The following is an 18,721-nucleotide window of genomic DNA, read 5'->3' on the forward strand; positions in this document are numbered from 1 at the left end:
GGAAAGCAATTGCCAGATATCGGGTTTCGAGTTTTGATCCCGGGTCTAGGATCATTTATGTTTATTGGGTTTCTTTGAGTTGTCTTTGTTCCTGTAACTGGGCAAGAACTTGTTCAAAGTTAGATTCATCCACTTGTTGAATATAGTTGATTTTGAATTCTTCTAAAAAGTCAACTAATAGGGTTTTAATTTCTTCTAAGCCCTGTTCTTTTTGTAATTCTTCTCCTAAAAGTTTATTAAAGTTTTTAACCAATTGATTTGATAATTTTGTCCCCACGGGATCATTCATGGCTTTGGTCACGGTTTGATAGGCTTCTTGGGGCCCCTCTGTAGCTAATTTAGAAAGTTCGGCAATAATTCTTTCTTGAATCTGTTGGGGAATTTGTTGTAACCCTGGAATGGTTTTAAACTGTTGAATCACAGGAGATTGTTCGATAACCTGTTCTATATTATAGCGTAATAATGCTTCAATATCTAATTCTAATTTAGGAATAACTTTATAAATAATAACCTGAATTAAATGATTGGCGATCGCTTCTATTTCATTCACATTATTAATATCTAAATAGGGTTTATTTTGATTGAAAAACAGTTGTTTAAAAATATCTCCTCTCCTAATTTCTCCTTGAATTTGTTGAATCACTTCAATCACTACAAACTCGGTTAATTCCCGAGCAATTGCAGCGACAAATCCCCGAGTCATTTGGATTCTAATTGGTTCTAAACTAATAAAATGCACCTGATTTAAACGAATCGTTACTGGAATAATTCGTAATAATCGCCAAATTGGTAAAAACAAAAACACATCATACCACCGCCATAACATCGCATCAAACCAGGTTACTTTAGGATAACGACGACTAATCAAATAAGTTCGGGCCAAAAATTCTAAAATGAAAATAATTGTAAAGGGTAAATCTACTTTCCAAAACGTGCGGGTAAATTTTCCGTTTTCACTAATACTCCGATAATAATTGCTGCCAATTAAAGGTTTAATATTCTTTTCAAACCATTGAATTTCTCGATCATATCCTTGTTGTCTAAGATAAGATTGAGACCAAAATATATTAAAGGCTTCTTTTGCGGAATTATTGGGATTTTTGATATGCTCTCGCATCCGATTTTTTATCCGTTCTAAAGTCCCACTTTTCTCGGAAATGGCAAAGGGATTTTCATTAATAATTTCCTCACTTTGATTTCGTAAGTTTGCTAAAATTTGATCGACTTGATCAGAATTTAAACTGGTTTCAACTACGGTTGATTTTAATTGTTCAATAGTACCTAAATATTTTTCTGTGGTTTGATGGGGTTCAATTCCTTTGATCGGATCATAAACCTGAGTCAAAACTGGAATATAGTTAAAATAGTAATCTCGCAGATCCGTATAACTCAGGTCGAATAAAACCAACCCATAGTTCAGCGTCGCGACCATAGCCATCAATTGTTCAAACCAGGGAATATTTTGACTTTTCTTGACAGAAACAGTATTTTTCACAATTAGCACCGATGATTAATAACGTTTTTAGGTATTATAGTAGTTGATAATTAAGAATTACCAGTTATTAATTCATAATTCATAATTCGTAATTCGTAATTCGTTTAACATTCAATAAAGTTTACCGATTCCATCTATGTCCCATACTTTAGCAACTCCCCAAATTAGTGTAATCATTCCAGCATACAACTGCGATCGCTATGTTGGGCAAGCCGTCGAAAGTATTCTTAATCAAACCTATGATGCTGACGAAATTATTATTATTGATGATGGTTCCCAAGACAATACCCGTCAAGTCTTACAACCATATTCTGACTATATTCGCTATGTTTATCAAGAAAATCAAGGGGTTTCTGTCGCCCGAAATCATGGGTTAAATTTGGCGCGGGGAGAGTTCATTGTGTTTCTGGATGCGGATGATATCTTTCTTCCCGATAAATTAGCAGCCCAACTTGCGGTTTTTCAAGCCCAACCCCACCTAGGACTGGTTCAAAGTGGATGGCGTCGCGTCACCGATACCGGAGAACTTCTCATGGATGCGACACCCTGGGACTATGTTCCCGAATTAAACTTAGAAAATTGGTTACGTTGGAAACCCTTGGGAACCATGGGAACCTTAATGTTTCGTCGAGAATGGTTATTAAAAATAAATGGGTTTGAACCCGGGTTAGCCCACGCGGAAGATGTCGATTTAATCTTAAGAATGGCATTATTCGGGTGTGAATCCGCTTGGTTACGTCAATCAACAGTTTGTTATCGTCAACATGACCGAAATACCATGCGGGATGGAATTTCCCAAGCTAAATCAATTAATTATGTTTTGGATAAATTCTTTAATTTTCCCAATATTCCCTTAGAAATTCGGTTAATCGAAAATTGGGTACGTTACAGTACCTTGGTCTGGAGTTCCTGGTATTTATATTATACAGGTTTTCCCGTTGAAATGGCAGAATATTTGCAAAAATCCTGGCAATATACGCCATTTTTGTTGGTAGAAACCCTAATAAATTGGACAGAAAGTTTTGTGCATTATTCTAATAGTTTAGGACAGTCTTTAGAGGTGAATCAACTTTGTAATTTACCCGAATGGCAAAATTTAACCGCTTGGGTTTTAGAACAAACTATAGAAAAACGTTCTCAACCTTTAGAAGCGGGAATTAATTTACTGTAATTTCTGCCAATTCCAGTAAACTCAGTAAATTATTGATATTAATTCGCATATTCAACTTGATTAAATCCATAGCCTGATTTTCTATTTCATCCTCGATTATCTCCCCAACTAAATAGTAATAGTCTAAATCACAAATATCGCTAATAATTCGATAACAAGGAATAATATAATTTGGTGTAAATAACTCAATAACCTTAGTTCCAGGTTGACAGAAAACCAGATGTGATAATCCTGCACCATGGGGTGCTAAAACCACCGATGCACTCGCCATTAATTCAGCTTGTTCAGCAATTGTTAAAGTTTCTAGTACAACCTTCTCAAAGTTCAAGGGTTCTAAACTTTGCAATAACTGATCTTCATTCAGAATATGGCGATGGGTTGCTTGTCCTCGACTGATATAAAGCCGACGATGGGCTGGAATTTTATAAACCTCTTGAGCAACTAACTGTTGCTTTAAAAATTGGCAAATCCAAGGAGATGCTACATGATCAATATTAGGTGCAGGAACAATAATTTTTTTAGCTTGAATATGAGGGTGAAAACGACTCTCAATAATTTTTAATTCAGGAATCCCCAGTATTTTTAGGGTTTGCTTTTGGAAAGACAAATTACAACTATTGACAACAAAATAATCAATACTATCTAAAGAAATACCACTTTTTTGAATTAAATGAATCCCGGGTAATAGCTCATACATCCAATGGTAAAAACCCTCTGCACATTGAGTTGATAAAAAGGCAACTGTTCCGTCAATTTTATGAACAGGGGGTAATTTATTGGAGGATAAAACTAATTCAGCACATCCTGTAGAAATATCAGTTAATAGCTCGTTTTGTGCCGTCATAATTGCAGTTACAACTGCACTTCCCCAAACCCTGCCATTGTCTAAGGTAACTACAAACGCATTTCGATTCTCTATTTGATTAAAGCTCATCGATAAATGATCTTCAGCAAGGGTTTGGGAATGTTTTAAAGAAATTTGGCTACCTGGATAAACCGGAATATAAGTAACATTATGACTTGAATCTGATGTGATTAATTGATCAGCATTAACAAAACAATATTGTTCTACAATTGACCGGGGCAAAACTCGATAATTATAACAAGATAATGCTTCTTCAGTTTTTCCTTGTTGTTGTAAAATTTTAGCAATGTTGTCATAGGATTGAAATAAATCCGACTTGATTTTCAAAGATTCCATCAGGTTAAACATTGCTTGCTCTAAGTCTTGTTTTTTTAAGAAAACCTCTCCTAATTCAGCATAATATTTAGCTTCCTTGGAATTTAGATTGATAGCATTTTGATAGAATAATAAAGCATTATCTAATTGATCTAAATTGTGATAAATATGAGCTAAATTATAATGCAAAATATCGGCTTTGGGTGCGATTTCTAGGAATTTATGGCAAACTAAAATTGCAATTTTAGTTTGCTGCTGTTCCAGTAAGGTTTTGATTAATTCCTCTAGTAACCAAAGATGATTAGGATTAATATTAATTGCAGTTTGATAGGATGTGATCGCTGATTCCCATTGACCTTGAGATTTATATAAATTGCCTAGATTATAATGTATAATATCCGCTTTGGGATCAACTTTTAGATATTCCTGATAAACAGAAATAGCAGTTTCAATTTCTTGCTGTTCAATTAAGGTTTCTGCTAATTTCCCTAATAACCAAAGATGGTTAGAATTCAGTTCAACTGCTTTACAATAAACTTTAATTGCTTGATTCCATTGTTTTTGATCGGTTAAAACTTTTCCCAATGGAGGATATAACCAATCCGTATTCGGTTCAAGTTTAATGGCTTGATAATAGGCAACTAAAGCTTCATCAAACTCCAGGGTTTCACATAAAGCATTTCCCAAGGTAAAATGTAACCAAAAACTATCGGGATTAATCTCCAGGGCTTGACGATACCAATTAATCGCTTCTGCGGGTTTTCCGGTCTTAGAACAAATTTCTCCTAACTTATAATAGGAACCAAAAAACTTGGGATTTAGAGCGATTCCTTGATAATAAGCAACGGTGGCTTCTGGCCATTTTTCCTGTTCAGATAAAGCATTTCCCAGTTGATGATATGTCCAAGAAAAATCTGGGCACAGTTCAATAGCTTTTTGATAATTGGCGATCGCTTGTTCGTAATTTTTTTGTTGCACTAAAGCATCGGCTAAACTTTGATAAGATAGATGGCTTTGGGGATTCAGAATAATCGCTTGATTATAGGCTGCGATCGCTTCTTCCCAATGTTGTTTCCGACTTAATGCTTCCCCTAACCAATAATAAGATTGGGGCAAACTCGGGTAAACTTCTACCCCCTTTCTATACAATTCAATTGCTGGCTCTAATTTGCCTTTTTCAATTAAGGTTTTCCCAAAGTCCATATACTCTTGAGGGACAACAGACTGGGGTTCTAAAATTAAGGCTTGATACCAGGCATTTGTGGCTTCTTCCGGTTGATTCAGATTAGTGAAAACTGTGTATAAACTCTGATAAATTCTGGCTTGATTCGGTTTAAAATGTAGGGCGGTTTCATAGGATTGTAGGGCCTCCCGCCATTGTTGTTGTTGAACATAAACTGTTCCTAAATTAGCATGAACTTCCGCCCAATCGGGTTTCAGATCTAGGGCTTTTGTATACCAAAATTTGGCTTCATCGAGTTTCCCCTGCAATTGTTTCGCTAATCCCAGGGTACTGTAGGCAGGGAGAAAGCGCGGTTGCAATTTTAACGCCTGTTGACACACAGCAACTGCTTCATCAAACTGCTGTTGAGAAATATAGCGAGATGCCTGTTGATATAAAAAAATCACAGAATTTTCTGGCGTTTCAGATTGTGGCATGATTTTTGTTCCGATAGAATGCCCAAAATATTAAGCAGGTTTTGTAATTTCTGCTAATTCCAGTAAACTCATTAAGTTATCAATATTAATTTCCATATTAAACAATCCCGAATGGATCAGATCTTCATCTGTTGTATCCTCTACCAGTTCCCCAATTAAATAGTAATGTTCCAGCCCACAAATATTACTAATAATTCGATAGCAAGGGGGCACATAGGTAGGAGCAAATAATTCGATAATTTTGGTTCCAGGTTGACAGAAAACAATATTGGATAATCCTGCACCATGGGGGGCTAAAATCACCGATGCACTCGCCATTAATTCAGCTTGTTCAGAAATAGTTAAGGATTCTAAAACAACACTCTCAAAGTTAAGGGATTCTAAGCGTTGCATCAACTCATCTTGATTAACCACATTCCGAGAAATTGCATTTTCCCGATTAATATAAATGCGACGATTTGCAGTTTTATTTTTTGCTGTTTCCGGCAGGAATTGCTGTCTTAAAAAGTTACAAATCCATTCAGGAGTTGTTGCATCATTTTGGAACAAATTAGGAGCAGGAACAATCAGTTTTTTCGCTTGAATATAAGGTTTATCAACACTTTGAATAATTTTATGTTCAGGGATTCCCAAAATCTCCAAGGTTTGTTTTTGATAGGAAAAGTGATAATTATTAAACACAAAATAATCAATACTCTCCAAATTTATACCACTTTTTTGCATCAAGTGAATTCCAGGTAAAACATCATACATCCAATGAAAAAATGCCGCCCCCCAGCGTACCGACAAAAATGCAACGGTTCCATTAATATGATGAATTGGAGGTAATTTACGGGAGGATAAAACTAATTCAGCAGATCCGGTTGAAATATCAGTGAGCAATTCATTATGGGCTGTGATCACCGCACTGGTCGCCGAATCTCCCCAGACTCTCCCTTGATCCAATTTGACAATAAACGCATTCCTAGTTGTCGCTTGACTAAAGATAAAACCCGGATGAAATTGAGCTACGGTTTTAGAAGGATTAAGGAAAATTTCACTACCCGGATAAACTGGAATATAGGTGACATTAGAACTAAAATCGGATGTGATCAATTGATCAGGATTAACAAAACAATATTGTTCTACCAGTGACGGGGGCAAATCCTTATAATTATAACATTTTATGGCTGCTTCTGTTTTTCCTTGCCGTTGTAGAATTTCAGCAATATTTTCATAAGCAGAAATTAAATCTGGCTTCATTTTTAAAGCGTCCATTAAGTAGGACATTGCCAGATCTAGTTCTTGTTTTTTTAACCAAATTTCTCCTAATCCAGCATAATATTCAGCAATTTTAGGATTGACATTAATAGCAGTTTGATAGGATGCGATCGCTGATTCCCATTGACCTTGAGACTTATATAAATTGCCTAACTTATAATGTAAAAAATCAGCTTTAGGGTCACTTTTAAGACGTTCCTGATAAACAGCAATTGCGGTCTCAACTTCCTGCTGTTCAATTAAGGTTTCTGCTAATTGATCTAAGAGCCAAAGATTATTAGAATTCAGTTCAACTGCTTTAAAATAAACTTTAATAGCTTGAGCCCACTGTTGTTGAGCAATCAATACTTTTCCCAGGGGGGGATATAACCAATCCGTATTCGGTTCAAATTCAATTGCTTGATAATATTCTATTAAAGCCTGGTCAAATTCCTGGGTTTCACAGAGAGCATTTCCCAAGGTAAAATGTAACCAAAAACTATCGGGATTAATCTCCAGGGCTTGACGATACCAATTAATCGCTTCTGCGGGTTTTCCGGTCTTAGAACAAATTTCTCCTAACTTATAATAGGAACCAAAAAACTTGGGATTTAGAGCGATTCCTTGATAATAAGCAACGGTGGCTTCTGGCCATTGTTCCTGTTCAGATAAAGCATTTCCCAGTTGATGATATGTCCAAGAAAAATCTGGGCACAGTTCAATAGCTTTTTGATAATTGGCGATCGCTTGTTCGTAATTTTTTTGTTGCACTAAAGCATCGGCTAAACTTTGATAAGATAGATGGCTTTGGGGATTCAGAATAATCGCTTGATTATAGGCTGCGATCGCTTCTTCCCAATGTTGTTTCCGACTTAATGCTTCCCCTAACCAATAATAAGATTGGGGCAAACTCGGGTAAACTTCTACCCCCTTTCTATACAATTCAATTGCTGACTCTAATTTGCCTTTTTCAATTAAGGTTTTCCCAAAGTCCATATACTCTTGAGGGACAACAGACTGGGGTTCTAAAATTAAGGCTTGATACCAGGCATTTGTGGCTTCTTCCGGTTGATTCAGATTAATTAAAACTGTGTATAAACTCTGATAAATTCTAGCTTGATTCGGTTTAAAATGTAGGGCGGTTTCATAGGATTGTAGGGCCTCCCGCCATTGTTGTTGTTGAACATAAACTGTTCCTAAATTAGCATGAACTTCCGCCCAATCGGGTTTCAGATCTAGGGCTTTTGTATACCAAAATTTGGCTTCATCGAGTTTCCCCTGCAATTGTTTCGCTAACCCCAGGGTACTGTAGGCTGGGAGAAAGCGCGGTTGCAATTTTAACGCCTGTTGACACACAGCAACTGCTTCATCAAACTGCTGTTCAGCAATATGGCGGTTTGCATCTTCATGTAAATCAAGGACAGTTTTTTCTGGAGTGTCGGACAATGGCATGATCAACCGCAAAAATAGGACAGCTTTTAATATAGACGTTGAATTGATGGAAATAGTTTATCAATTTCTGAGGGAATAGGGAACAGGGAGCAGGGGGAGCAGGGGAGGCAGGGGGAGCAGGGGGAGCAGGGGGAGCAGGGGAGGCAGGGGGAGCAGGGGGAGCAGGGGGAGTAGGAGGAGCAGGGGAGGTAGGGGGAGTAGGGGGAGCAGGGGGAGCAGGGGGAGTAGGAGGAGCAGGGGAGGTAGGGGGAGTAGGAGGAGTAGGGGAGCAAACTATTGCCTATTGCCTATTCCCTATTCCCTATTGTTAAGAAATATTACGACAAATTTATTAAAAAATGTTGCAACTTGTTGATCGACTTGCTAGATTGTGCATAGAGGGTCTTTCCATGAACGCTCGTATTGAGGAGACAGTTGAGCCATGCTTGAAATCAATGTTGCTCTGTTAACCAGGAATTAAGGAAAAAAGATAGCCTGGTCTGTTGTCTAATCATGACCCATTAGTAATCTCTACAATCATGACACCAAATTTTTAGCATTCCCAGATTTTTTACACGCTGCATAGAGGAATATCGGTGCGCCTAAAAGGATGTCAGGGTCGCTTGGGATGAAAAAATCCCGACTCAAACGGGTGGGAGAAGCCCGCCCCGTCGCACCGAATTCCTCCTCAACAGGAGGTTTTTGCAATGAACATTCAAGGAAAAACAGCCCTAATTACTGGGGCTTCTCGTGGAATTGGCAGGGCAATTGCCTTAGAATTTGCCAAAAATGGAGTTAAACGTCTGATTCTAGTGGCACGCGATCGCCAACGACTGGCAGAATTAGCCACAGAAATAGAGCCGATGGGCGTAGAGGTGATTACCTTAGCCCTGGACTTAACCCAATCGGTTCAAGTTCATATTGCGATCGCCCAGGCTTGGCGTTCTCACGGGCCAATTGAAATTCTGATTAATTGTGCAGGTGTTGCCCACCAAAAGCCGTTTTTAGAATCCAAACTCCCAGATGTTCAGGAGGAAATCTCCTTGAATTTAATCGGGTTGTATACCATTACTCACGTTATCGCTCGACGCATGGCCACCCGCCAATCGGGAACCATTATTAATGTATCGAGTTTGATGGGCAAAATTGCCGCCCCTACGATGTCCACCTATTCGGCGACTAAATTCGCGATTTTGGGGTTTACAGAGGCGCTGCGCCAAGAATTAGCCCCCTACAATATTCGGGTTATGGCTCTATTACCCACCTTAACGGACACGGATATGACCCGGGACTTGCAATTATTCCGTTGGGTCGTCCCCATGACCCCCGAACAAGTCGCTAAGGTGTTAGTGGCTGGGATCGATAAAGATGCCTCGGAAATCTTGGTCGGATGGCAAAGCCATTTAGCCGTTTGGTGCAACCGTTTTGCCCCCTGGTTGATGGAGAAGATTATGGTATTAGCCTCTCCAGTGACCCACAAAATCCGCAAATCCTATCCTGTTTTCCACAAAGCTAACGCAACATTGCATTAGTTTGGGTTAACGGTTGACCCTTAACCTTTGACCGTTAACGGATTCCCCGTAGAGACGTGCCATGGCGCGTCTCTACATTTAATTAATGGTACAGACATTGATAACTGATGACCGATAACTGATTAAGGTAAGATTAGGCGATAGGCTGTTGCTGGAACTTCCCTAAAATTATGGAGTTTCCCGCCTTAAACTTTGGAGATTAAAATTTTATGCCCAGATCACAACGTAACGATAACTTTATTGATAAAACCTTTACGGTTATGGCAGATATGATTCTGAAGGTGCTGCCTACCAATAAAAAAGCTAAGGAAGCATTTGCCTATTATCGGGATGGAATGTCAGCCCAGGCGGACGGAGAATATGCAGAAGCCTTAGAAAACTACCAGGAAGCCTTAACCTTAGAGGAAGATCCCTATGATCGGAGTTTTGTCCTTTATAATATGGGCTTAATTCATGCCAGCAATGGAGAACATGAAGAAGCGTTGGAATATTATCAACAAGCGATCGAGTTAAATCCCCGAATGCCCCAGGCTTTGAATAATATTGCGGTGATTTACCATTATCAGGGGGAAAAAGCCAAGGAAGCGGGAGACGAAGACACCGCAGAAGAAGAATTTAAGCAAGCGGCGGAATATTGGATTAGGGCAATTCGTTTAGCCCCGAATAACTATATTGAAGCCCAAAATTGGCTGAAAGTTACCGGAAGAAGCAAAATCGATATCTATTTTTAACTAAACTTTTCAATCAATCACCGGTTTGCTAACCTATCTTAAGCTCGATTTAACATGACTATTGATCGTGAACAAGTCTCTAAAGTTGCTTTTTTGGCTCGACTGGAGCTAACACCCCAGGAAGAAGAACAATTTACGACTCAACTGGGTGAAATTTTAGATTATTTTGAGCAATTAAACGAACTCGATACATCCCAGGTAGCTCCCATGACCCGGGCTATTGAGTTGAGTAATATTACTCGACCTGATCAGTTAGAATCCTATCCCCAACGAGATGATATTCTGGCGAACGCCCCGGAACAGGAAGGAGACTATTTCAAAGTCCCCAAAATTATCGCCGAGGACTGACCAACCGCCCAAACTGCCTGAATTGAAGTCTTTTTCCACCTATTCCCCATTCCCCATTCCCTGTTCCCTGCTATATCAAAAATAACAGCCCTCCTGATGGGATCGGAGATTTAACCCTGTTTTTGTCGGTCAGAAACAGGGTTTTGGGTTGTTGTGGGATTTTTTTTGAATTCTGGTGGCTGGGGAGTTGATCAACTGAAGATTTACCTCTATAATGTCAACAGACGTAAAGAAACATTAACGGTACTCATAAAATTTCTCAGATTCTGCTATAGCAGATGAGAGATGCTTAACATGAGTCCTAATCCCTTTACGACTTGTAATTATATATTCGGAGATTTTTGTCCATGACTATTGCAGTCGAAAGACCGCAGGTTGAGAGAGGCACCTTTGACATCCTCGACGACTGGCTCAAACGCGATCGCTTCGTCTTCGTGGGTTGGTCAGGAGTTCTGCTGTTCCCCTGTGCTTATCTAGCTCTCGGTGGCTGGTTAACTGGAACAACCTTTGTGACTTCCTGGTACACCCACGGTTTAGCAAGCTCTTATTTAGAAGGCTGCAATTTCATCACCGCCGCCGTCAGTAGCCCCGCCAACAGCTTGGGACATTCCCTGCTGTTCCTCTGGGGGCCGGAAGCTCAGTGGGATTTCACTCGCTGGTGTCAACTGGGCGGTTTATGGGCTTTTATCGCGCTCCACGGTGCTTTTGCCCTGATCGGCTTTTGTCTGCGTCAGTTGGAAATTGCCCGTTTAGTCGGTATTCGTCCCTATAACGCCATTGCCTTTACTGGGCCGATTGCGGTGTTCGTCAGTGTATTTCTGATGTACCCCTTGGGTCAGTCTAGTTGGTTCTTTGGCCCTAGCTTTGGGGTAGCTGGAATCTTCCGGTTTATTCTGTTCCTGCAAGGCTTCCATAACTGGACGCTGAACCCCTTCCACATGATGGGAGTGGCGGGAATCTTGGGTGGTGCGCTGTTGTGCGCTATTCACGGAGCGACGGTGGAAAATACTCTGTTTGAAGATGGAGACAAAGCCAATACGTTCCGGGCTTTTGAACCAACTCAAGCGGAAGAAACCTATTCGATGGTGACCGCCAACCGCTTCTGGTCACAAATTTTCGGGATTGCTTTTTCCAACAAACGCTGGTTACACTTCTTCATGTTGTTTGTGCCCGTCACGGGCTTGTGGATGAGTTCCATCGGGATTGTGGGTTTAGCACTGAACCTACGGGCTTATGATTTCGTCTCCCAGGAATTACGGGCGGCGGAAGATCCTGAATTTGAAACGTTCTATACCAAGAACATTCTGTTAAATGAAGGTCTGCGGGCTTGGATGGCTCCTGCGGATCAACCCCACGAAAACTTTATTTTCCCTGAAGAAGTGCTACCTCGCGGTAATGCTCTGTAATTAGAGAGTCTAATTATTCAGGACATTCTTAAAAACATCTGATTAATTTTAAAATCTCCTACAATTTTTGTAGGGGATTTTGTTTTTTTGAGGATTAATGGTTTAAGAAAGCCCTGAAGGGCTTACTACAATTGGGTTTAAGAAAGCCCTGAAGGGCTTACTACAATTAAAATTTGGCTCGGATATCTTCAATTCGTTTCCGATTTACTCCTAAATCTGATTCCCCTAAACGAGAGGCAGAACGCACTTGAATTAAATCCTCTTTTTCGTCTAAATAAAATTCCACATCATCCACAAATCCCATCAAATCTGAAGTAAATTCGGCGTAAATATAATTTGTTTCAGCCGTAATAACTTTGGCATTTTCAGTATTTTCAAGAATTGTTTTAAGCTTTTCAAAGGCTTTTTTAGCAGTATCTTGATAGGTAAACGGTTCAATTTGATGTTGGGCATCTAGGCTTTGACTGGAAACACAATTGGGAGAAGTGGGACAGGGGGCAAATTTTTCTTGTTTAATGCCGAGGTTTGTGGGTCGATTTCCAGAAAAAGAAAATATACTAGCTATGATTGGAGACACAGAAGTAGTATTAGCCAAAGCTGAAGGCACTAATCCTAATAGACTGCTAACAAATATAATCGCCGTTAACAATATAGAAAAACCGGAAATTTGACCGATAGACAAGACTGATTTTTTCATGGGAAATATTAAGAACTTCATCTATTTTAAACTTAATTTAACCGATTAAATCCTTTCGATGGATTCAAACATTGGGCAGTAACCATCGGAAGTTACTTTGAAGCTATAAAGAGCCGAGGATTGATTCCAACAGCGTTGTCCCCGATAGTATTGGCAATTTCCACAACAATCGAGATCTCGGGGAATGGGGCGATCGCTGCCTTGACTCAGGAACTCCCGTTGGGAAATCCCCCGCAATACTAATTCTTCCCCTTGCCATCGGGCTTCTACTAACCCCGTATCGGCAAAACCTAACCAGCGCGGATCGGTGGTTAACCCTGGGGGAAGGGTAATGTGAATTTGAGTTTCAAACTCGGCAATCTCCCCCTCATACTCAATTTCAGCCAGGGGCGGCTGGATGAAGGTTTCTCCAATGGGTAACTCGACAAGGGTTCCGGGGTTGGGGGTATGGAGTTGATAGCGGTTTCTGAGTTCTTCTAAATTGGTCAAATCCCCTAAATAGGTGGGAGATCCGTGAACAAAAATAATATGTTGGGGTCGCAGGTTATGAATCAGTTGGGTTGTCCCAGGGCCGTCACAATGTTCCGAGATGAAATAGGTTTCAACCTTGGGAATACAGGGACTAAAGCCCGTTTCTTCCGATTCGGGAGTCAGAATAATATCGAGGGTTTGGCCGGGTTTTTGGGGTAAAAATAACATCCAAGGCAGGATGGAATCGGCCCAATAGGAATTCCAATCGGCAGATTCATCGGTGAGAACAATACAGGGCGTTTGACCGAGTTGGGAGCGGTGTTCCGGGGTGAGTCGTCGGACTCTGGGGCGAATCCGGTCATCCCAAAATAGGGGCTGATGTTGGGCAAAATTCTGAACGCTGGCGGGGAAATGGGGCAGGAGTTGTAGGTAAATATCACATCCGGTGGCGACACTGCCGTCAACCCAAATATCGAGATCTCGCCCGGTAAAATAATGGTGACTGCGAAGCAACATCAACAATTCTTGTCCTAACCCCAAAGTTGGTGTCGGCAGGAGGAGGCAATATTGGGCTTCTATTGCCCGATATAAGCGTTCTGCTAGTTGGTTTTCCAGTTGACGACGATGGGGATGGCGCGCCGTTCCATAACTGCCTTCTAGGATTAAAACGTCGGGTTTGAGTCCGCGCAACTCCCCCAGGGGTAAGCCTTCGACTAGGCGAGAATTGGAGAGAAAAAAATCTCCGGTGTAAATTAGTTTATAGTTGCGTTCGGGTGTTACATAATTGATTAAAATTACCGCCGCCCCGGGTAAATGACCCGCCGGAAACAAGGTAACACTGAGTCCTGGCTGGATTTCAACGGGAGAATCCCAGGGTAAGGGGTGACATAGGGGGATATGGGGATCGGGTTCCCAGTCTGGCCAGTTGAGGACTAACAGTTGGGTTGTAACCTGACTCCCATAGATGGGAATTTCTGGAAATGCCTGATGAAAGGCGAGTAAACCTTGAGCATGATCCGCATGGGCATGGGAACAGAGAACCAAGTCGGCCAGGGGTTGATCTGAGGATGCTAATAGGGGTGAAATGTCCTGAATACCACAATCTAATAGAATGCGATGAGATCCTATCCGCACCAACAGACAGACACCTTCCCCTGCATGGCCGACGCTATAGGCTAAACATTCCGGGTCAATCACAGGAGTTCATCAACAGGATAATTTAGTTTAGATCTTAGAATCACTAGGGATTTTTGCTAAAAAATGTTAAAAACTGTTGCAAAGATGATTTAGAGGAGTGATATTCATTATGTCGATTGGACAATTCCAGGAGTTTTTCGATCATTGTGTGGGTCAATGGATCACAGAACGTACCTATCATTATCTAAGTTATCGGGAAGTTGAGCGATCGCATACCGAATTTGTGATTCATCCCCTAGACAATGGGGCTAAAGCCAAAGTCTTAGAAGATAATCACCGTTTATCAACAAATTTAGAATTACAGACTCTCCCCGGATATCGACTGGCGTTTCAAACGGTTTCAGAAAAAGGGGATGAGGTTTCCCAGGAATTAAATATTCTTTTTGTCCCTAAAAAATTAGATTTTCCGATTATTGAAGGAGATTATCTGCGGGATAAAGCCTATGAGGAAGCGAAACCGATGGTCTCTCATTTTCGCTACCATACGGAAACCCGGGAATTGTTAATGAAAACGACCTACACCAGTGTTGTTTCGGTCGATTCGATTACTTTAATTAATCCAAAGTTAAGAATTCGTCGGATTATTAATTATCAACGACCGATAGATGATCACCCCTTAGAAACCGTATTATTAGTGGGTTTTGGAGTTGAACAAAAACAATGATTTTTAGTTGTAGGGGCGGGTTCATCGAGATTTAGGTAATTAACAAAGATATCACAGAACCCGCCCCTACCAGTTATCAGTGTAAGAGTTGATTTATTGACTGATTCCTATTCCATATTTAATCTATTTTGAAATCTGTGCCCCGATAACAACCTTGAAAGGCGGTAATTTCAAGTCCTGTTTTTTGTTGAAGTTGATTAATCAGAGTGGAAGAAACACTATTCCATTGATAGGGAAAATTTCCTAAAGTTTGACGGGTTCCTTCTTGACTATACTCCTCAATTGGAATTCCCGAAACCCCGATAATATTTTGATCATAATATCCATTTAAAATTATTTTTTCAATTATAACCCCGGGCTTAATATCCAGTTTCCAGGTGACGGGTTCATAGGATGATAAAGCTAATATTATGGGTTGATTCTGACGGTTAATGTTAACGGAAATTGTACCCGGAGAACGTTGATTTCCACTATGATTAGGATCGGCTTCATAGACTCCAATTAAATGTAGTTCTTTTGACTGGGATGTTTTAATCACATAATGGTTAAAATCATCAGATCCTCCGACTCCACAGGTTTGATTTCCAGCTACAATTGGTTGAGAAGCAGGAGTTACTTTTAATTGCTGTTCTACTTTGGGAATTAGGGAAGATACGGTTTTTAAGCCTAATATAGTGACAAAAATAACACCAACAGTTAAGGGAACCCATTTTAATAGATTTAACAGTAAAGGATTATGGGTGATTTGATTCCATTGATATTTAATATTAGAAAACGACTGATTCTGATTCTCTAAACAAGCAAGTAAATTCAGACTATCGGGTTGTTCTAATAAATTTTGAATCAGTTTTCCCTCTGCGATATAAAGGTTACGGTTTTTTCGATCTAAAAGTAACCCATATTGCTGATTCGGATCAGGGAAATACTGTTGTAAACTGGAACTAATATTGGGATGTTGTAATAAAATTTGCCAAGATAAAGCCGAAGTTGTTCCTAAATTTTGACCATCGGTAAAGAATGCTTGTTCAATATCAGATTCCCAATACCAAGCTACCCATCGATTGTTAGAATGATAGCCTAGGGATTTTTCCAGTTGGGGATGAATATTAATATTAAGGGGGTATATCTGTTGAGACATGGTTAAATTTAAGATAGGATATTAAAATCGTTGCTATTTAAGCTATTCGCAGAAACGTCAATTAATGTGGCTAATATTTCGTTACTACTGGTAACACGAATTAGGGTATTATTCAGATCAGAAACTAAAGTTAATTGGGCAAAGGTTAACCCTCCAGTTAAACTAATTATATCTTCACTTTGGGTAAAGTCATTGATAGTATCGCTTCCTGAATTATTCGCTAGGATAAAGCGATCGCGTCCAGACCCTCCAATTAAAGTATCATTATCCTTATCTCCATATAACCAGTCATCCCCATCATTTCCTCGCAGAATATCTGTTCCTTGACCGCCAAATAAGGTATCATTTCCCCCATCTCCGGTTAGGTCATCACTATCTAAATTTCCAAATAGTAAATCATCTCCAATTCGACCATCTAAAACATCATTATTTTGCCCTCCATAAAGGGTATCATTGCCTTCATTTCCGACAACTGCATCATTACCCAGATTTCCATTTAACCAATCATTACCTAAATTTCCCGATAAAAAATCATTCCCAGAAAGTCCTAATATTAAGTCATTTTCTACCCCTCCTAATATGGTATCATTGTTATCGGTTCCCAATAAAAACACAAAGGTATTATTATCGAGAGTAACAGTTGTGTCTGTCATAATATTTTTTAAGTTAAAATTGATTAATCATTGACCGTCGTTTTCGGGTATGGGTCTATTATACTCATACCAATGATTAGCAATATCAACCCGACGACAGATCCAAACCCGGTCATAATTTTGAATATAATCTAAAAATCGAGCCAATGCCGCCGCCCGTCCGGGTCTACCTACTAAACGACAATGTAACCCAATACTCATCATTTTAGGTGCGGTTTCTCCCTCTAAATATAACAAATCAAAGGCATCTTTTAAATAGGTAAAAAATTGATCACCACAGTTAAACCCTTGATTGGTAGCAAATCGCATATCATTATTATCAAGGGTATAGGGAATCACTAAATGGGGCTTTCCATAATCATAAATCCAATAGGGTAAATCATCGGCATAACTATCAGCATCATACAAAAATCCTCCAGCTTCTACGACTAATTTGCGGGTATGGGGACTGGTGCGTCCGGTATACCAACCCAGGGGAGAATTTCCGGTAACTTTGGTATGAATGGCGATCGCTTTTTGTAGATGTTCCCGCTCCATTTCTTCATCAAAATATTTATAATCAATCCAGCGATAACCATGACTAGCAATTTCCCAGTCCGCCTCTAACATGGCTGCAACGGCTTCTGGGTTGCGTTCTAAGGCCATGGCAATTCCATAAACGGTCACGGGGATATGACGTTGGGTAAACAGCCGATACAGCCGCCAAAACCCCGCTCTGCTGCCATATTCATAAATCGATTCCATGTTTAAATGGCGCAGTCCATGAAAGGGTTCAGCCCCAATAATTTCTGATAAAAAAGCTTCGGAAGATTGATCGCCATGTAGAACACAATTCTCGCCGCCTTCTTCATAATTAATCACAAATTGTACCGCAATTCGGGCTTGATTCGGCCATTTTGGATCGGGGGTATGGCGACCATAACCGATCATATTTCGGGGATAATATTCAGACATCCGATCAATTTTCTCCAAGCCATTCAGTTTAATTAAACTTCGGGTTCAATACCTGCTGCTCGTAATTGTGCAGCTAATCTTTCCGCCCGTTGATGTTCAATTTCTGCTAATTCAAATCCCCATAATAATAGGCTTTCGCTTTCATCCCACCATCGCAACCAATATCCGGTTCTGTTTTCTCGAGTTCCTTGCCAAACTCCTAAATATAAGTTCATTTCGGGGATAAAATAACGGCTATTAGCATTAGCAGTTTGTAACTGATATTCTCCCTTTTCATTTAAAACGTAGACTTCTAAAATGCCCTGCTGTGGCTCAAAAATTACATAATACTTGACTTGCAAAATCGTTTGATAGAAAAACCATTTCCCCGGAGGATAGGTTGATTTAATCGAATATTCTCCGCCTTCGGTATCAGACAGAAATTCTATGACTAAAAGCGGAATATCCCCTTGTAATTGCGGGGTATAACTGCGTTGAATATCGGTTCTGGGAACTCGAATTTCTGGAATAAATGCCCAGTCTGGGGCTTTAATGACTATTTTGTCATTAACCGTTGCACAAATTCCATAATTGGTTGGAGTTAAACTATTAGGGGGGAGTTTTCCCGCATTTTGTAAACTATCTGTTAAGGCGGCGGCTAATGCAGGTTGATTAATATTATCCACAGGATCATCCGGTAAAATAAAATCATCGGGAAGGGGTTCCCAGGTTATTTTGAAACTGGCGATTGAGGTTGCCATTGTTCTTAAAAAATA

15 protein-coding genes are annotated in these 18,721 nt (G+C 40.0%); 6 read left to right on the plus strand and 9 right to left on the minus strand.

Annotated elements, in window-relative coordinates:
* Positions 1–61 precede the first annotated feature (61 nt).
* The gene (locus AC2D3N_RS08005; RefSeq protein ID WP_484693301.1) at positions 62–1,495 is read right to left on the minus strand and encodes a hypothetical protein; all 1,434 of its coding nucleotides are present in this window, start codon (positions 1,493–1,495) and stop codon (positions 62–64) included.
* Between the two features lie 136 nt (positions 1,496–1,631).
* Between AC2D3N_RS08005 and AC2D3N_RS08010 the strand changes: the two genes are divergently transcribed.
* Positions 1,632–2,666: a glycosyltransferase family 2 protein gene (locus AC2D3N_RS08010; RefSeq protein ID WP_079676914.1), complete on the plus strand. Its 1,035-nt coding sequence runs from the start codon at positions 1,632–1,634 to the stop codon at positions 2,664–2,666.
* Here AC2D3N_RS08010 and AC2D3N_RS08015 read toward each other — a convergent pair.
* Positions 2,653–5,505: a tetratricopeptide repeat protein gene (locus tag AC2D3N_RS08015; RefSeq protein WP_484693302.1), complete on the minus strand. Its 2,853-nt coding sequence runs from the start codon at positions 5,503–5,505 to the stop codon at positions 2,653–2,655. The genes AC2D3N_RS08010 and AC2D3N_RS08015 overlap by 14 nt on opposite strands.
* 30 nt (positions 5,506–5,535) lie before the next feature.
* Positions 5,536–8,196, minus strand: a complete 2,661-nt coding sequence (locus AC2D3N_RS08020; RefSeq protein ID WP_484693303.1) for a tetratricopeptide repeat protein — start codon at positions 8,194–8,196, stop codon at positions 5,536–5,538.
* Between the two features lie 686 nt (positions 8,197–8,882).
* On the opposite strand from AC2D3N_RS08020, the gene AC2D3N_RS08025 reads away from it, so the two are divergent.
* The 4 genes from AC2D3N_RS08025 (at position 8,883) to psbD (ending at position 12,192) form a co-directional block, all read left to right on the plus strand.
* Positions 8,883–9,707: an SDR family NAD(P)-dependent oxidoreductase gene (locus tag AC2D3N_RS08025; protein ID WP_079676912.1), complete on the plus strand. Its 825-nt coding sequence runs from the start codon at positions 8,883–8,885 to the stop codon at positions 9,705–9,707.
* A gap of 209 nt (positions 9,708–9,916) precedes the next feature.
* A complete protein-coding gene (locus AC2D3N_RS08030) occupies positions 9,917–10,438 on the plus strand; it encodes a photosystem I assembly protein Ycf3 (RefSeq protein WP_079676911.1) in 522 nt (173 codons plus the stop codon).
* 54 nt (positions 10,439–10,492) lie between these two features.
* The gene (gatC, locus tag AC2D3N_RS08035) at positions 10,493–10,786 is read left to right on the plus strand and encodes an Asp-tRNA(Asn)/Glu-tRNA(Gln) amidotransferase subunit GatC (protein WP_079676910.1); all 294 of its coding nucleotides are present in this window, start codon (positions 10,493–10,495) and stop codon (positions 10,784–10,786) included.
* Positions 10,787–11,133: 347 nt separating this feature from the next.
* Positions 11,134–12,192, plus strand: a complete 1,059-nt coding sequence (psbD, locus tag AC2D3N_RS08040) for a photosystem II D2 protein (photosystem q(a) protein) (protein WP_079676909.1) — start codon at positions 11,134–11,136, stop codon at positions 12,190–12,192.
* A 166-nt stretch (positions 12,193–12,358) separates the two neighbouring features.
* On the opposite strand, the gene AC2D3N_RS08045 is transcribed toward psbD, so the two are convergent.
* Together AC2D3N_RS08045 and AC2D3N_RS08050 are read right to left on the minus strand one after the other, a co-directional pair.
* Positions 12,359–12,889, minus strand: coding sequence for a DUF1499 domain-containing protein (locus AC2D3N_RS08045; protein ID WP_484693304.1), 531 nt, complete (start codon positions 12,887–12,889; stop codon positions 12,359–12,361).
* A gap of 45 nt (positions 12,890–12,934) precedes the next feature.
* Positions 12,935–14,557: an MBL fold metallo-hydrolase gene (locus AC2D3N_RS08050; RefSeq protein WP_234996590.1), complete on the minus strand. Its 1,623-nt coding sequence runs from the start codon at positions 14,555–14,557 to the stop codon at positions 12,935–12,937.
* A gap of 109 nt (positions 14,558–14,666) precedes the next feature.
* Here AC2D3N_RS08050 and AC2D3N_RS08055 point away from each other — a divergent pair, with 109 nt between their 5' ends.
* On the plus strand, positions 14,667–15,221 hold the full coding sequence (locus AC2D3N_RS08055) for a phycobiliprotein lyase (protein ID WP_079676907.1): 555 nt from the start codon (positions 14,667–14,669) through the stop codon (positions 15,219–15,221).
* Positions 15,222–15,339: 118 nt separating this feature from the next.
* Here the strand turns inward: AC2D3N_RS08055 and AC2D3N_RS08060 are convergent, their stop codons facing one another.
* From AC2D3N_RS08060 to AC2D3N_RS08075, 4 genes are read right to left on the minus strand one after another with little or no spacing between them, the layout of a single operon-like run.
* Entirely contained in the window at positions 15,340–16,359 is a 1,020-nt protein-coding gene (locus AC2D3N_RS08060) for a hypothetical protein (RefSeq protein ID WP_484693305.1), read from the minus strand.
* Positions 16,360–16,367: 8 nt separating this feature from the next.
* Positions 16,368–17,012 (minus strand): calcium-binding protein, encoded by a 645-nt coding sequence (locus AC2D3N_RS08065; RefSeq protein WP_079676905.1) that lies wholly within the window; start codon positions 17,010–17,012, stop codon positions 16,368–16,370.
* Positions 17,013–17,039: 27 nt separating this feature from the next.
* Complete coding sequence (gene puuE / locus AC2D3N_RS08070) at positions 17,040–17,966, minus strand: allantoinase PuuE (protein WP_484693306.1); 927 nt, start codon at positions 17,964–17,966, stop codon at positions 17,040–17,042.
* 32 nt (positions 17,967–17,998) lie between these two features.
* The gene (locus AC2D3N_RS08075) at positions 17,999–18,706 is read right to left on the minus strand and encodes a Uma2 family endonuclease (RefSeq protein WP_484693307.1); all 708 of its coding nucleotides are present in this window, start codon (positions 18,704–18,706) and stop codon (positions 17,999–18,001) included.
* Positions 18,707–18,721: the final 15 nt, after the last annotated feature.

The sequence above is a fragment of the Planktothrix sp. PLAVEN19ND genome (genome assembly GCF_057220675.1).

Excerpts from the sequence above, each read along its gene's own strand:
- AC2D3N_RS08010 (WP_079676914.1), top strand. The coding sequence starts at position 1,632 with ATGTCCCATACTTTAGCAACTCCCCAAATTAGTGTAATCATTCCAGCA.
- AC2D3N_RS08015 (WP_484693302.1), bottom strand. The coding sequence starts at position 5,505 with ATGCCACAATCTGAAACGCCAGAAAATTCTGTGATTTTTTTATATCAA.
- AC2D3N_RS08020 (WP_484693303.1), bottom strand. The coding sequence starts at position 8,196 with ATGCCATTGTCCGACACTCCAGAAAAAACTGTCCTTGATTTACATGAA.
- AC2D3N_RS08025 (WP_079676912.1), top strand. The coding sequence starts at position 8,883 with ATGAACATTCAAGGAAAAACAGCCCTAATTACTGGGGCTTCTCGTGGA.
- AC2D3N_RS08030 (WP_079676911.1), top strand. The coding sequence starts at position 9,917 with ATGCCCAGATCACAACGTAACGATAACTTTATTGATAAAACCTTTACG.
- gatC (WP_079676910.1), top strand. The coding sequence starts at position 10,493 with ATGACTATTGATCGTGAACAAGTCTCTAAAGTTGCTTTTTTGGCTCGA.
- psbD (WP_079676909.1), top strand. The coding sequence starts at position 11,134 with ATGACTATTGCAGTCGAAAGACCGCAGGTTGAGAGAGGCACCTTTGAC.
- AC2D3N_RS08045 (WP_484693304.1), bottom strand. The coding sequence starts at position 12,889 with ATGAAAAAATCAGTCTTGTCTATCGGTCAAATTTCCGGTTTTTCTATA.
- AC2D3N_RS08055 (WP_079676907.1), top strand. The coding sequence starts at position 14,667 with ATGTCGATTGGACAATTCCAGGAGTTTTTCGATCATTGTGTGGGTCAA.
- AC2D3N_RS08060 (WP_484693305.1), bottom strand. The coding sequence starts at position 16,359 with ATGTCTCAACAGATATACCCCCTTAATATTAATATTCATCCCCAACTG.
- AC2D3N_RS08065 (WP_079676905.1), bottom strand. The coding sequence starts at position 17,012 with ATGACAGACACAACTGTTACTCTCGATAATAATACCTTTGTGTTTTTA.
- puuE (WP_484693306.1), bottom strand. The coding sequence starts at position 17,966 with ATGTCTGAATATTATCCCCGAAATATGATCGGTTATGGTCGCCATACC.
- AC2D3N_RS08075 (WP_484693307.1), bottom strand. The coding sequence starts at position 18,706 with ATGGCAACCTCAATCGCCAGTTTCAAAATAACCTGGGAACCCCTTCCC.